This window comes from Sediminibacter sp. Hel_I_10 (assembly GCF_000688335.1).
GTDB lineage: Bacteria > Bacteroidota > Bacteroidia > Flavobacteriales > Flavobacteriaceae > Psychroserpens.
Window position 1 is genome coordinate 172221 of sequence record NZ_JHZX01000001.1, and the last position, 13573, is coordinate 185793.

At 35.0% G+C, this 13573-nt stretch carries 12 protein-coding genes; 5 read left to right on the top strand and 7 right to left on the bottom strand.

Features of this window, described 5'->3' with window-relative positions; genetic code table 11:
* Positions 1–104: 104 nt before the first annotated feature.
* Positions 105–1970 (bottom strand): 30S ribosomal protein S1, encoded by a 1866-nt coding sequence (gene rpsA, locus P176_RS0100840; RefSeq protein WP_026752927.1) that lies wholly within the window; start codon positions 1968–1970, stop codon positions 105–107.
* 283 nt (positions 1971–2253) lie between these two features.
* On the opposite strand from rpsA, the gene P176_RS0100845 reads away from it, so the two are divergent.
* Entirely contained in the window at positions 2254–2631 is a 378-nt protein-coding gene (locus P176_RS0100845; RefSeq protein ID WP_197022121.1) for a LysM peptidoglycan-binding domain-containing protein, read from the top strand.
* 217 nt (positions 2632–2848) lie between these two features.
* Here the strand turns inward: P176_RS0100845 and cmk are convergent, their stop codons facing one another.
* From cmk to lon, 3 genes are all read right to left on the bottom strand, one after another.
* Positions 2849–3538 (bottom strand): (d)CMP kinase, encoded by a 690-nt coding sequence (gene cmk, locus P176_RS0100850; RefSeq protein ID WP_026752929.1) that lies wholly within the window; start codon positions 3536–3538, stop codon positions 2849–2851.
* A 45-nt stretch (positions 3539–3583) separates the two neighbouring features.
* Positions 3584–4606 carry a type IX secretion system protein PorQ gene (gene porQ, locus P176_RS0100855; protein WP_026752930.1) on the bottom strand — a complete coding sequence of 341 codons (1023 nt, stop codon included), beginning with the start codon at positions 4604–4606 and terminating at the stop codon, positions 3584–3586.
* Positions 4607–4702: 96 nt separating this feature from the next.
* On the bottom strand, positions 4703–7156 hold the full coding sequence (gene lon, locus P176_RS0100860) for an endopeptidase La (RefSeq protein ID WP_026752931.1): 2454 nt from the start codon (positions 7154–7156) through the stop codon (positions 4703–4705).
* Positions 7157–7384: 228 nt separating this feature from the next.
* On the opposite strand from lon, the gene P176_RS0100865 reads away from it, so the two are divergent.
* The 4 genes from P176_RS0100865 (at position 7385) to P176_RS0100880 (ending at position 10438) form a co-directional block, all read left to right on the top strand.
* Entirely contained in the window at positions 7385–7945 is a 561-nt protein-coding gene (locus P176_RS0100865; protein ID WP_037349077.1) for an RNA polymerase sigma factor, read from the top strand.
* A gap of 51 nt (positions 7946–7996) precedes the next feature.
* Complete coding sequence (locus tag P176_RS0100870; RefSeq protein ID WP_026752933.1) at positions 7997–8545, top strand: hypothetical protein; 549 nt, start codon at positions 7997–7999, stop codon at positions 8543–8545.
* A gap of 10 nt (positions 8546–8555) precedes the next feature.
* Positions 8556–9650: a hypothetical protein gene (locus P176_RS0100875; RefSeq protein ID WP_026752934.1), complete on the top strand. Its 1095-nt coding sequence runs from the start codon at positions 8556–8558 to the stop codon at positions 9648–9650.
* A 62-nt stretch (positions 9651–9712) separates the two neighbouring features.
* Complete coding sequence (locus P176_RS0100880) at positions 9713–10438, top strand: head GIN domain-containing protein (protein ID WP_026752935.1); 726 nt, start codon at positions 9713–9715, stop codon at positions 10436–10438.
* Positions 10439–10501: 63 nt separating this feature from the next.
* Here P176_RS0100880 and P176_RS0100885 read toward each other — a convergent pair whose 3' ends face one another.
* The 3 genes from P176_RS0100885 to P176_RS0100900 form a co-directional block, all read right to left on the bottom strand.
* On the bottom strand, positions 10502–11179 hold the full coding sequence (locus tag P176_RS0100885; RefSeq protein ID WP_026752936.1) for a hypothetical protein: 678 nt from the start codon (positions 11177–11179) through the stop codon (positions 10502–10504).
* A gap of 849 nt (positions 11180–12028) precedes the next feature.
* On the bottom strand, positions 12029–12859 hold the full coding sequence (locus P176_RS0100895; protein ID WP_026752937.1) for a lipocalin family protein: 831 nt from the start codon (positions 12857–12859) through the stop codon (positions 12029–12031).
* Positions 12860–12948: 89 nt separating this feature from the next.
* On the bottom strand, positions 12949–13572 hold the full coding sequence (locus P176_RS0100900) for a hypothetical protein (RefSeq protein ID WP_026752938.1): 624 nt from the start codon (positions 13570–13572) through the stop codon (positions 12949–12951).
* Position 13573: the final 1 nt, after the last annotated feature.

Here is a 13573-nt window from a genome sequence, read left to right on the forward strand (position 1 = left end):
TCAATATTTTAAATTGCTGTAAAAAAAAGGTTAGTAATTCATTATAAACCAAAAAAGAGCCTCATGTTTCCATAAGGCTCTTAAATATTTAAAATTTCCGAAGCTTATTTTCCGTCCATTTTATCTTTAAGCGCTTGTAAAGCATCATTGGCATCACCTAAGGTTGGCTTAGATTCTGCTGCTTGAGACTCTTGTTTCTTAACAGCCGCTTTAACATTTGCTATTTCTTCTTCTTTAAAGATTGCAGTATGAGAAGCTACAACACGCTTGAATTCTTTATTGAACTCAATGATCTTGAACTCTGCAGTATCTCCTTTTTTCAATTTGCTACCATCTTCTTTCTCTAAATGACGAGATGGAACAAATGCTACGATATCTTCATTAAAGTCGATTGTTGCACCTTTATCAACGATTTCACCTATTTCAGCTTTATGCGTTGTTCCTAATGCAAATTCAGTTTCGTATTTATCCCATGGGTTAGACTCAGTTTGTTTGTGACCTAAAGATAATTTACGTCCTTCAACATCTAATTCTAATACCACAACCTCTAACGTATCACCTACGTTACAGAACTCACTTGGATGCTTGATTTTCTTAGTCCAAGATAAATCTGAGATGTAAATCAACCCATCAATACCTTCTTCTAATTCAACAAATACACCAAAGTTTGTAAAGTTTCTAACGATACCTTTATGTCTAGATCCTACAGGATACTTAGTTGTAATATCTGTCCATGGATCTGGCGTTAATTGCTTAATACCAAGAGACATCTTACGATCTTCTCTATCTAAAGTAAGAATCACCGCTTCAATCTCATCACCAACGTTTACAAAATCTTGAGCAGAACGTAAATGTGTAGACCAAGACATTTCACTTACGTGAACTAGACCTTCAACACCTTCTTCTACTTCAACAAAAGCACCGTAATCTGCAATAACTACAACTTTACCTTTAACCTTGTCTCCAATCTTAACAGAATCGCCAAGCGCTTCCCAAGGATGCTTAGTTAATTGCTTAAGACCTAATTGAATTCTTGATTTGTTCTCATCAAAATCCAAGATTACAACGTTAAGTTTTTGATCTAATTCAACAATCTCATTTGGATGGTTGATTCTTGACCAAGATAAATCTGTAATATGCACCAATCCGTCAACGCCACCAAGATCAATAAACACCCCGTAAGACGTAATGTTTTTAACTGTACCTTCAAGTACTTGACCTTTTTCAAGTTGGCTGATGATTTCTTTTTTCTGTTCTTCAATATCCGCTTCAATAAGCGCTTTATGAGAAACAACAATGTTCTTAAATTCGTGGTTGATTTTCACCACCTTGAATTCCATTGTTTTGTTTACATACTGATCGTAATCACGAATAGGCTTCACGTCAATTTGAGAACCTGGCAAGAATGCTTCAATACCAAATACATCAACAATCATCCCACCTTTAGTTCTGCATTTTACAAAACCATTTACAATCTCACCATTGTCATGCGCATTATTAACACGTTCCCAAGCTTTGATTACTCTAGCTTTTCTGTGCGATAATATCAATTGACCAGTAGCATCTTCACGAACATCAATAAGAACTTCTACTTTATCTCCAACCTTAAGGTCTGGATTGTAGCGAAATTCATTAAGTGAAATAACACCTTCAGATTTTGCATTGATATCAATAATGGCATCACGATCAGAAATGTGGATCACTTCTCCTTCAACAACTTCATCATCTAAAGTGTCTACAAAGTTTTCTGATACTAATTTCTCAAACTCTTCTAATTGTTTGTCATCTACAGGATCAATTCCTTCTTCGTAGTTGTGCCAATTAAAATCTTCAAGAAATTTCTCTGGATTAGCTTGAGCTTCTGAAACTTTAGGAGCCTCTGCTGTTTTCGTTTCTGTAGTTTCTACAGTAGTTGCTTCGGTAGCAGTAGTGTTCTCTACCTCAGCTTGTTTTGTTTCTTTTTCAGACATCTGCTGAATAATAATTTGTATTCCGTGGGCTTAGAAAGAATGAAGCGAATCACTCACAGAAGTGTTATTGTTTATATTTTTATAATCCCTTTTATCTTTCGACTCCGCTAAAAAGGAGTGCAAAAGTAATGAATATCATTCATTTTTCAAAATTATTTCAATAGCTAATAAACTGAATTTCAGAAATAAAAAATACGTCATAAATATATGAAGCAAGAACAAACGCTTTGAAATTAAAATCGATATATTTATTGCTAAGAAACAAAAACTAAAAACACATATTATGGTTAAATCAAAATACCAAAGCGTCTTAGATTTGGGTGAAAAATTAAACATTCAAAACGGAGATGTTAAAGAAGAAAATGGCGTTCTAAAAGTATATGGCACCGCCAAAACACAATACGAAAAAAACCTATTATGGGATGAAATAAAAGCTATTGGCGGTGAAGAGCCTAAAGATATTATGGCAGACATTAAAGTTGCTGATACTTCTGTATATCATAGACACACCGTAAAGAGTGGCGAAACTTTAGGTAAGATTGCAAAGCATTATTACGGTGATCCTTCAAAATATCAAAAGATCTTTGCTGCAAATTCAGATATCTTGAAGAATCCTGATCTTATCTATCCTGATCAAGAATTGATTATTCCTAATAAATAGATTTAAACTTATCAAAGCGACTCTCGAGTCGCTTTTTTTTTTGCCCTTCGGTGATGACATTTCTTTAATTCAACGATGGTCAATACAAGCAAGTCATCTTATCTAGCAACACATTGAAGTTTAATAAATGGAAATACCCTCATGAAAAGATGATAAACAACATGCTGAGTTAGTCTGAAAAAGAGATAGAATTCCGTCTGGAAAACCATCTCTTTTTTTATTCGGAAATTTTAGCTTTTGCCAAGCCTAGGATGTAATCAAACTGCTCATCCAAAGACATATGGGAGTTATCAACCCTGACAGCATCGTCGGCCATAACTAAAGGTGAATCTTTTCGAGTAGAATCAATTAAATCACGGGATTCCACATTTTCCAGCACCTCTTGGTAACTCACATCATCCCCACGCTCTATAAGTTCATCATAGCGCCTTTGTGCTCTTTTTTCAGCAGAAGCAGTCATAAATAATTTTAGCTCAGCATCAGGAAACACTACGGTTCCTATATCTCTTCCATCCATAACAACACCTTTATCCTTCCCTAGATTGTGTTGCTGCTTTACCAGTTGTTTTCTCACTTCTGGGACTGTAGCCACCTGACTCACGTAGTTTGAAACCTGCAGCGTTCTAATCTGTTTTTCTACATTATCACCATTAAGAAACACTTCTGCAAAACCCAAATCAGGATTGAACTTAAAACTTACAGTGATGTCTGTTAATTTTGAAATAAGTTTGCCCCTATCAAAATGTCCTTCTCTAATAAAGCTCTCTCTCATTGCAAACAACGTGATCGCACGGTACATGGCTCCAGAATCTACGTACACATAGCCCAAGGCCTTGGCCAAACGTTTGGCAACTGTACTTTTTCCTGTTGATGAAAAGCCGTCAATAGCAATAGTTATTTGTTTCATGAACGATTTGTTTCGATATCCTTTATTACGGACATTCAATTTTAATTATTTATTTAAATCTATTTGTAAACCAAAAAAGTTTGCATTTGATGCTCCAGTAAATCTTGCGTGGGTATAACTAAAACGCATCTTATTCAATTTAATACCAACCCCAAAGGATAATCCTGAAAAATTACGCTGGTCTATGATTCTTAGCTCCTCTGCTCTTCTAAAATTATAACCCAACCTAATATTAAAACCGCGGTCTGGAAATAACTCTGCCCCTACAATGGTGTGACGTAATACTTCGTTAAAAAAACTCTTTTCCTCTGGTGTTTGATTGCCATCAAGATCTGTGGTTGTTCGTGACGGGTTAGAAAAACCAATAGGCCATTGCTGTAAGTTTTCAAAAGTTAAATGCCAACGCAACGGCATATTTTCTAAGGTTTGAGACAACCCTAAATTTACTTCTAAAGGTAAGGATTCTTGAAGACCCGCATAGGTCTTTATTTGTGTACCCAAATTACGTACGGTTAAAGCCATATGAAAATCTAACCGCTCATTGATATACATTGCGCCAAAATCTGCCGCTAAACCAATAGAATTATAGATTTCTAATTTAGAGGTTATTACCTTAAGATTGGCTCCCAAATAAAAATCGGTATAAGGAACTTGATAGGCATATCCTGCAGAAACAGCTGCTTCATTTCCTGTAAAGGTTCCTGTAGAAGCACCATTTAAATCATAACCGTCAAAAGTCCCATAATTGATATAAGTCACACCAAAATGAAACGTCTGTACGTGCCTGTCCCAAGTATAGGCATAGGCTGCCGTTCCATAATTAATACCACCTAAATAGCTTGAGTAATTTAAGGCAAGTTGATTATCCATCTCGGTATTGATACTGGCAGGATTAAAGAGACCGCCTGTAACATCATAATCATAGTTGGTAATGACTTTACCTCCCAAAGCCGCTTGTCTGGGCGATGCAATTAAGTTAAGAAATTGATAGGTAGACTCTCCACCCAATTGCGCGAAGCAAAAGCCTGAGAATAACAAACAGCAAAACGTGGCAAAACCCTTTAGCATAAACGTGTGCAAAGTAAATAAATCTATCTTAAAACGGCTGTATGGACGTTTTATTTTTAGCACAAAAGAAATGGCAACAAATTGTTGCCATTTCTACTATAAAGTTTTTGCCTTTTCGACCTTTTCTTCGGTGAGTGCCAACTTAAGTACGTCACTCATATCGGTAACATAATGAAATGTAAGTCCTTTTAAATATTCTGGCTTGATCTCTTCAATATCGCGTTTATTTTCTTCACACAATAAGATTTCTTTAATCCTAGCGCGTTTTGCTGCAAGAATTTTTTCTTTAATCCCACCAACAGGCAATACCTTACCTCTCAACGTAATTTCTCCCGTCATAGCCAAACTCTTCTTCACTTTTCTTTGAGTGAATAAAGACACCAATGACGTAAGCATTGTAACCCCTGCACTTGGCCCGTCTTTAGGAGTAGCACCTTCTGGCACGTGGATATGAACGTTGTATTTTTCAAAAATCTCAGGATTGATCCCAAACTCATCTGCATTAGACTTTATATATTCCATAGCAATGGTTGCAGATTCCTTCATGACCTTACCGAGATTACCGGTAATGGTCATATTACCTTTCCCTTTAGAGAGAATAGACTCTATAAATAAGATGTCTCCGCCTACTTGCGTCCAAGCCAAGCCTGTAACCACACCCGCAACGTTATTGTTCTCATATTTATCGCGCTGTAATTTTGGAGACCCTAGCACATCAATAATATCATCATTGGTGACCTTAAGGTTATACTCCTCTTCCATGGCTATATTTTTTGCCGCGTGTCTTACCATCTTAGCAATCTGCTTTTCTAGAGCACGAACACCAGATTCTCGGGTATATCCTTCTACAATTTTCTCTAACTGCGGTTTGGCAATTTTTAAATGTTTTGTATTAAGACCATGCTCTTTTAATTGCTTAGGAAGCAAATGCTGTTTTGCAATTTCTACTTTTTCTTCAATAGTATACCCTGTAACATTAATGATCTCCATTCGGTCTCTCAATGCCGGCTGGATGGTATTTAATGTATTGGAGGTAGCAATGAACATCACTTTTGACAAGTCAAATCCCATTTCCAAGAAATTGTCATGAAATTCACTATTCTGCTCAGGATCCAAGACCTCTAGTAAGGCAGAGGATGGGTCGCCTTGATTAGAATTAGAAAGTTTATCTATTTCGTCCAAAACAAAAACAGGGTTTGATGTTCCTGCCTTTTTAAGGTTCTGAATAATTCGTCCCGGCATTGCGCCGATGTAGGTTTTACGGTGTCCGCGTATTTCGGCCTCATCCCTTAAACCACCTAGAGACATGCGTACATATTCTCTACCTAAAGCTTCAGCAATAGACTTCCCTAAAGAGGTTTTACCAACACCTGGAGGACCGTATAAACAGAGAATAGGCGATTTCATATCATTTCTTAACTTCAAAACAGCTAAGTATTCTATGATTCGTTTTTTAACGTCATCTAGACCGTAGTGATCACGATTTAAAATGCGCATGGCACGTTTTAAATCAAATTTATCTTTGCTAAATTCATCCCAAGGTAAATCTAAAAAGAGATCGAGATAGTTTCGCTGTATAGAGAATTCAGCTACTTGCGGATTCATACGTTGCATTTTAGAGAGCTCTTTGTTAAAATGCTCTGCAACGCTATCACTCCATTTCTTCTTTTTAGCACGAGCTCGCATTTCTTCTATTTCCTCTCCAGAAGATACGCCACCACCAAGTTCTTCTTGGATGGTTTTCATTTGCTGGTGCAAGAAATACTCACGCTGTTGTTGGTTCATATCGCTTTGAACCTTAGATTGAATATCATTTTTTAATTCCAATTTCTGAAATTCGATATTCATGAACTTTAACGTCTGTAGCGCACGCTCTTTTAAATCATTTATTTCTAATAACTTTTGCTTTTCTTCAACAGAAAGATTCATATTAGAAGATACAAAATTCACCAAAAAAGAATTGCTCTCAATATTCTTAATGGCAAATGATGCCTCTGTAGGAATGTTTGGGCTGTCTTTAATGATCATGAGCGCCAAATCCTTAATAGAATCTATAATTGCCGAAAACTCTTGGTTATCTACAGCAGGCTTAGCCTCTGCCACATCTTTTACCTTAGCGGTAATATAAGGTGTTTCAGAGATAACCTCTTCTATTTCAAAGCGCTTTTTACCTTGTATAATAATTGTGGTGTTGCCATCAGGCATTTTTAATACCTTCAAGATACGAGCTACGGTCCCTTTGTAAAAAATGTCCTTAGCTGTTGGATCCTCAACATTTTCATCCTTTTGAGAAACAACGCCAATCACTTTACCTCCTTTGTTGGCATCATTGATTAACTTGATCGATTTATCTCGACCTGCGGTGATTGGAATAACCACTCCAGGAAACAGAACAGTGTTGCGCAACGGTAAAATGGGCAAACTTTCTGGTAATAATTCGTTGTTTATTTCTGCCTCGTCTTCAGGCGTCATTAGAGGAATTAATTCTGAATTTTCATCAAAATCCTGAAATGACAAACTGTCAAGACTTAAAAAATTAGATTTCGCCATAGTATATTTTTGGTCATTCTGTCATTATCATAACAGAAGATTATTTTACATTCAATTCTATAAATTCAATTGATATCTGATTATCAGTAAATTAAATTGAATTCATTCGGTTTTATTCTTATCAAGTTTCAATAGTTATGCCATTGCACCAAACATACTAAAAAACTTTTTTGTCCAAAGTGTAACAATATGGTTAAAATTTCATCTCTATATCAAAGCATTTGTTTTTTGACACTAACCCATCAAAACATAGCACAACTCTTACAGAAATGTGAGCAAGGCCATCAACAGGCCCAATTGGAAATCTATAACAGATACTACCAAGCCATGTTCAATACATCGCTTCGTATTGTTAAAGATCGATTTGAAGCTGAGGATATTATGCAGGATTCGTTTTTAACTGCATTTACAAAATTAGGCAAACTAAAAGACCATAACATGTTTGGGGCTTGGTTAAAACGTATTGTCATAAACAATAGCATTAGCCATTATAAAAAAAATATGGTACATCCAGATGTACCTTTAGAAGAGGTGCTGTATAAAATTGAACACGAGCACCAAGGCATAGATGAGACGGAGGTATTTTCAAACCTTAAGGCAAAACAAGTACTTGAGGTCATGAAAAGTTTGAAGGATAATTATAAAATTAGTTTGACCCTACATTTAATTGAAGGTTATGACTATCAGGAAATTTGTGAGATTATGGAAATATCACATGCCAATTGCCGCACCATGATTTCTAGAGCAAAAGCTAGTTTGAGACAGAAAATGGAATTAATGCTCAATTAAGTTGAGCACCCTAAAAAAAATTACAATTGTGGTTTTAAGAATGAATAGCATATGAAGAAAGATAATTTAGACACACTATTTGAGAGGTTAGCAAATGATTTTGATTTGGAATCTCCAGATCTTGGACACCAACAACGATTTTTAAATAAATTACAAGATAAAAGCGTCACTACAACTATTCCTAAAAAAACAGTGGCGTGGAAACCTTTATTGGCCATTGCAGCATCAATCATTCTGTGCTTTGCTCTTTTTATAACCATTAACCAAGAGCGAAAATTAGGTGGATTAGCAAGCGTTTCTCCAGAGTTATCAGAAACACAATCCTTTTTCTCCTCTGCCATAGAACAAGAATTAAAATCCCTTAAAGAAAAACGGTCACCAAAAACCAATGCGCTTATAGATGATGCTCTCGAACAATTAGATCTCTTAGAGAAAGACTATGAAAAGCTCAAAGTAGATCTTGCCGAAAGTGGCAACGACAAGCGTGTTGTTTACGCCATGATCGCCAATTTCCAAAGTCGTATCGATGTCCTTGAGCACGTCATGGATAATATAGAAACCTTAAAAGGGCTTAATAACGAATCTAATAACATCCTATAATTCAAAACATATGAGCACAAAACTAATATATCAGTTCCTTTTCATTTTAGGTTTTGCTCCGGCAATGCTGTTTGCTAATAATAATCCTAATTGGATCGGAGTTCACACTAAAGAAAAAACAATCAAAAAGGAGTTTTCAGTATCTAAAGATGCGACCTTGAGAGTAGATAACAGCTACGGAAACATCAACGTGACCACCTACGAAGGCGCCACCATAAGCATTGAAGTACACATTAAAACAAATGGTAACGACGAAGACAATGTGAGAGAAAAGCTGAATGACATTACCGTTGAGTTTAGCGGTACAAATGCAATGGTCTCAGCAAAGACCCTTTTCAATAAGAATAAATCCAAATCTTGGTGGAATTGGGGCAATAATAGCAACGTCAATATGGAGGTTAACTATATTATTAAATTACCAATTACTAACAATGTCGATTTAAATAATGATTATGGCAGTATCAATTTAGACCGTCTTGAAGGCCGAGCAACAATCAATTGTGACTATGGAAAAATCAACACTAAGGAACTGTTAGCAGATAACAATGCCATTAGTTTTGACTACACCAACAATTGTTATTTTGAATATATCAAAAGTGGAAAAATCAATGCAGATTACAGCAGCTTCACCGTAGGTAAAGCTAAAAACCTAGATATTTCAGCAGATTATACAAAATCTGAGGTAGAAGTGGCCGAAAACGTCAACTACAATTGCGATTATGGTTCTGTTGAAATCAACAATGCTAATAATGTCAATGGCAATGGTGATTATCTTACTGTGCGCTTAGGAACCATCTATAAAAACGTAAGCATTAGGGCAGATTATGGTTCTATCAAAATTGATAACATGGCCGCTAATGCCGGCAATATTGAGATTGAATCTGATTATAACGGCATTACCATTGGTTTTGATCCCGCCTATCATTTTAGTTTCGATATTGATCTTGAATACGCCTCATTACGAGAAGATAGTGCGTTTCAGTTCAACAAGAAACGTATTGAATCTTCAGATAAATATTATCAAGGATTTTATGGAAGTGGCAATAGCGGAAATCAAATAAAGATCAAATCAGATTACGGAAGCGTAACCTTTAAGAAAAACTAAATATTTCAACCAGTAAATATTATATACAATCAACTCTCATCAACATTAAACGAACATCAATTATGAAAACAATTCTATTAGCATTAGCAGCACTATTAAGCTTTTCTTGTACTCAGGCACAATGGGGAAATGGAAAAAAAATTAAAGGTAATGGATCAACCACCATCATTACCAGAAGCACTTCTGATTATGATGCCATCCATTGTTCAGGGTCCTTCGATTACATTTTAGTAGCAGGAACCGAAGGAAAAATCACTATAGAGGGCGAAGGCAACTTGCTAGAATATATTGTAACAGAAGTGAGCGGGAATAAGCTTATCATCAAAACCAATAACAATGTCAACTTACAGCCCAGCAGAAACAAAACCATTAAAATCACCATCCCCTTTAAGGATATTGACGATGTTTCTTTATCTGGATCCGGAGATCTCTGGAATGAAGACTTAATTAATGCAGACAGTTTCTCTACCGCAATAACAGGATCTGGAGATATTATCTTGAATGTTAAAACAAAGTCAATAAAAGCGCGTGTAACAGGCTCTGGAGATCTTACATTAAAAGGAACTACTGAAAATTTAGATGCTGGTGTTACAGGATCGGGCGATTTTCATGGTTTTGATTTAAACTCAGAAAACACCGAAGTATCGGTTACAGGTTCAGGGGATGCTCAAGTGGTTTCTACCGAAAATTTAAAGGCTCGCGTTAGTGGATCGGGAGATATAAAATACAAAGGAAACCCGAAGAAAGAAGACACTAAAGTGGCTGGGTCTGGGAGTATTGAGAATTAGATTTTATAATTTAAACAAAAAAAGCCACTCAGTTGAGTGGCTTTTTTTTATTAGGATCACTTATTAATTTAAAGTATAGCCTAGCAATGTTCCTGAACTTTGATCTCCTACAAACTCAATGATACCAATGTCCTTGGCAAAATAATAATTTACAGTTGACTGAACTTGTCCAGCTACTAAAAGTTTGAGTTCGACATTTAATACATTTTCGTAATCCACGCCCTCTACAGTTCTTACACCATCTCTCTCAATCATTTTAAAAGCATAGGTAGCGCTAAAATCAATATTAGGAATATCTGGAAAATTAGCATCATTGGATGTATACGTAATTGTATAACTAACATCGCTAGACCATTCTTCGCCAACCAAAGCACTGTCTTTAAGTATTTTTGTAATTATAGGTGTTGTAGACACATCATATCCTGGAATTGGCAAACCAGTAGCTATTGATCTTGTATAGTAGCTATCTCCAGATTTTCTAAGCCATGACTCACCTCCAAACAAATCGTCAAATTTGTAATAAGTATCTCCGTCAATCGTTTCTGTAGAAACCATATTATAGGTTACATTACCGTAATAAGTGTCTTCAAAATTCCACACGTTACCAATAGCTCTAGGCCAATAATCCCCAGTAGATTCACCTTCAACTTCTGCCGGATCCACAGAGTCATCAGAAGAATCGCAAGATTGTAAAAAGGTTGCTACTAAAAAAAAGACGAAAATAAATTTAAAATGTTTCATTATATGGTTTTATAGTTTCGTCAAAAATATTAAAAAAATGTTAATTTTATAAGAACATTCCTTCTTTTGCGAATATTTTAATTTTCATAAGGCTTATCAAGGAATTGATAAAATTTCATCATAAAAACAGAATATTCTTACAAAAAATAAATCTAAGTAAATCTCTTATGCTCTGAGTTGCTTAAATCTGAAACAATTTAAACGGTTAAAATGAGTTGATAAAATCTCCTTGCAATCAAATCAAGTGATTTAAGAAATCTAAACTTATCCTTATTTGAAAATTATAGTTAGTCTTTTTTTAAATCAAATTCTTATCTAAACTGAGTCTTAGGTTTCTAATAGATTAAGAAGATGTGTTAAAGAAAATAATAGTCTTTCAAACATTACAAAATCTCAATTTAAGTTAAATAAAAATAAAACCAGCAGGATGAAAATTTCATTTAAAGCTGTTGCCGAAGAATTTTCAAATCAAAAATAGCTGCTAAAGATTTAAATGCCGGAGTTATTGGGTTTGACAGTCATGATCGTTTTAATTGAAGCTGAAAGCTATAGACTATTTTTAGATTTTTCGAGTGATGACCAATTATTTTTTCCAAAAAATGAAAGGCTCTAGTCACTAGATATGGGATTATTAAACTAAAGGGGAACCTTATGAAGAAGACACATTTCGGAGTAATTAGAATTAACTATTTATTATAAAAAAAAAAAAAGAGACCATCTGTAATTATCAGATGGTCTCTTTTTTTTATTATTAAAATACATACATCGAAACAGCCTGTTATCTTAAAAAGACTATCGCTTGCTCAATAGTATTTGGCTTTATATTTACTCATGTTCTTGATTAAAAACCTACTGCTTTTCAAAAGTGTAAATATCAGTAAAATCTTCACCCATTTCAGAATAAACATCTTGATAGATTAATGTAGTTTCTGTCAATTGTAATATTTCTACAGAATCGTCCCCATTTGCAAAAGAAATTATATCCATATCAATAGTATAATCTATTGGTGCACCCGCATCCTCAACATCACAATTATCTCCTGAAAAATCAATTTCTACTAAAGTTGATTCCGTATAAACTTCATGCCAATAACAAATTCCAGAATTATCTAACTCTTCTTCTAATTCTTCAACACCGTTAGATGTCAATGAGGTTATTCTCCAAGTACCGATAATGCCGGCATTAGTTTGATTGGAGCTACAGTCGAGACCGTCTATAGTATCTTGAATACTTCCATCCTCATCACCACAAGCATCAATAACATTTTCCAACGCAGCCTTATAGGCATTGCACAATGGTGTATAATTATCTGCGCCTGCCTCTTCCAATGCTATTTCAGCAGCATCTGCAGCCGTGGTTGCCAATTGACAAGGATCTGGGGTAGATTCAGAACAGTCCCCTACTTGGTTCACTAAAGCTAAAAGATCACCATTAGGATCGCCACAAGTCTGTATTTGAGCTTGTAAGGCCGCTTTATAAGCAGTACATACCTGTACATAATTATCCACATTTGCACCAACAAAATTTAATATAGCTTCTTGCGTGTTTTGTGAAGCTATCAAACAATTGTTTTCCTGATTTCCTGAAAAACCACCTTCGTAAGGCTCATTGTCACAGCTTAACATTAAGGTTAAAATTAAAAAAGCTAAAATTTTAAAAGTGTGTTTTATTAAATTCATAGGTATGGAGTTTTAAATAATCAAAGATTGTGAAACAAATGAGTTCTCATGCGTTATATTATGCCAAATAATTAACTAATGATGATATTCTATTCTATTTTTTGCCAAACTGAACTACTAGATCCACTAATGGTGAAATTTAACCCTTGCTGGTTTTGTGACTCTTCAAAATTTTGTAGAAAAGTTAAAGTCTGTCCATCTGCGCTTAATATAAATTCTGCGGTTTGTTCTTGTTCTGAATCTAGAAGCTGAATATCATCAAAGCCTTCAATCTCTACTTCAACAAAAGAACCATTGATTGTCATTTCGTTTCCATTGGTTGTATAAGTTCCGTTTCCTTGTATATCGGTATAAGAATAAGTAACTGTCTCAGATTCCATACCAGACATCTGTATTGTAGTCAATAAATCATAAGATCCTGAAACGGTATAGTTGGTTTCAGAAAACAATAAATTATAGTCCATATTTATACCTTCCGCAGAAAATTCGGAAGTTGTACTTTGACCCTGAAACTCTGATTCGTTTAAGAATTCGGTATCAAATAAAATAAGTTCCCATGTACCTACTAGTGAAGCATTATTTTCATTTTGTGCATCAAACTCCCCCTCTAAAGGTTCGTCTTCACAAGTAAAGGCTGATAACAAAACAAAAAGGCATAGTAAAAAGCTAAATTTTTTCATTAGAGGGATTTTTTTAGATGTTTCAACAAACATA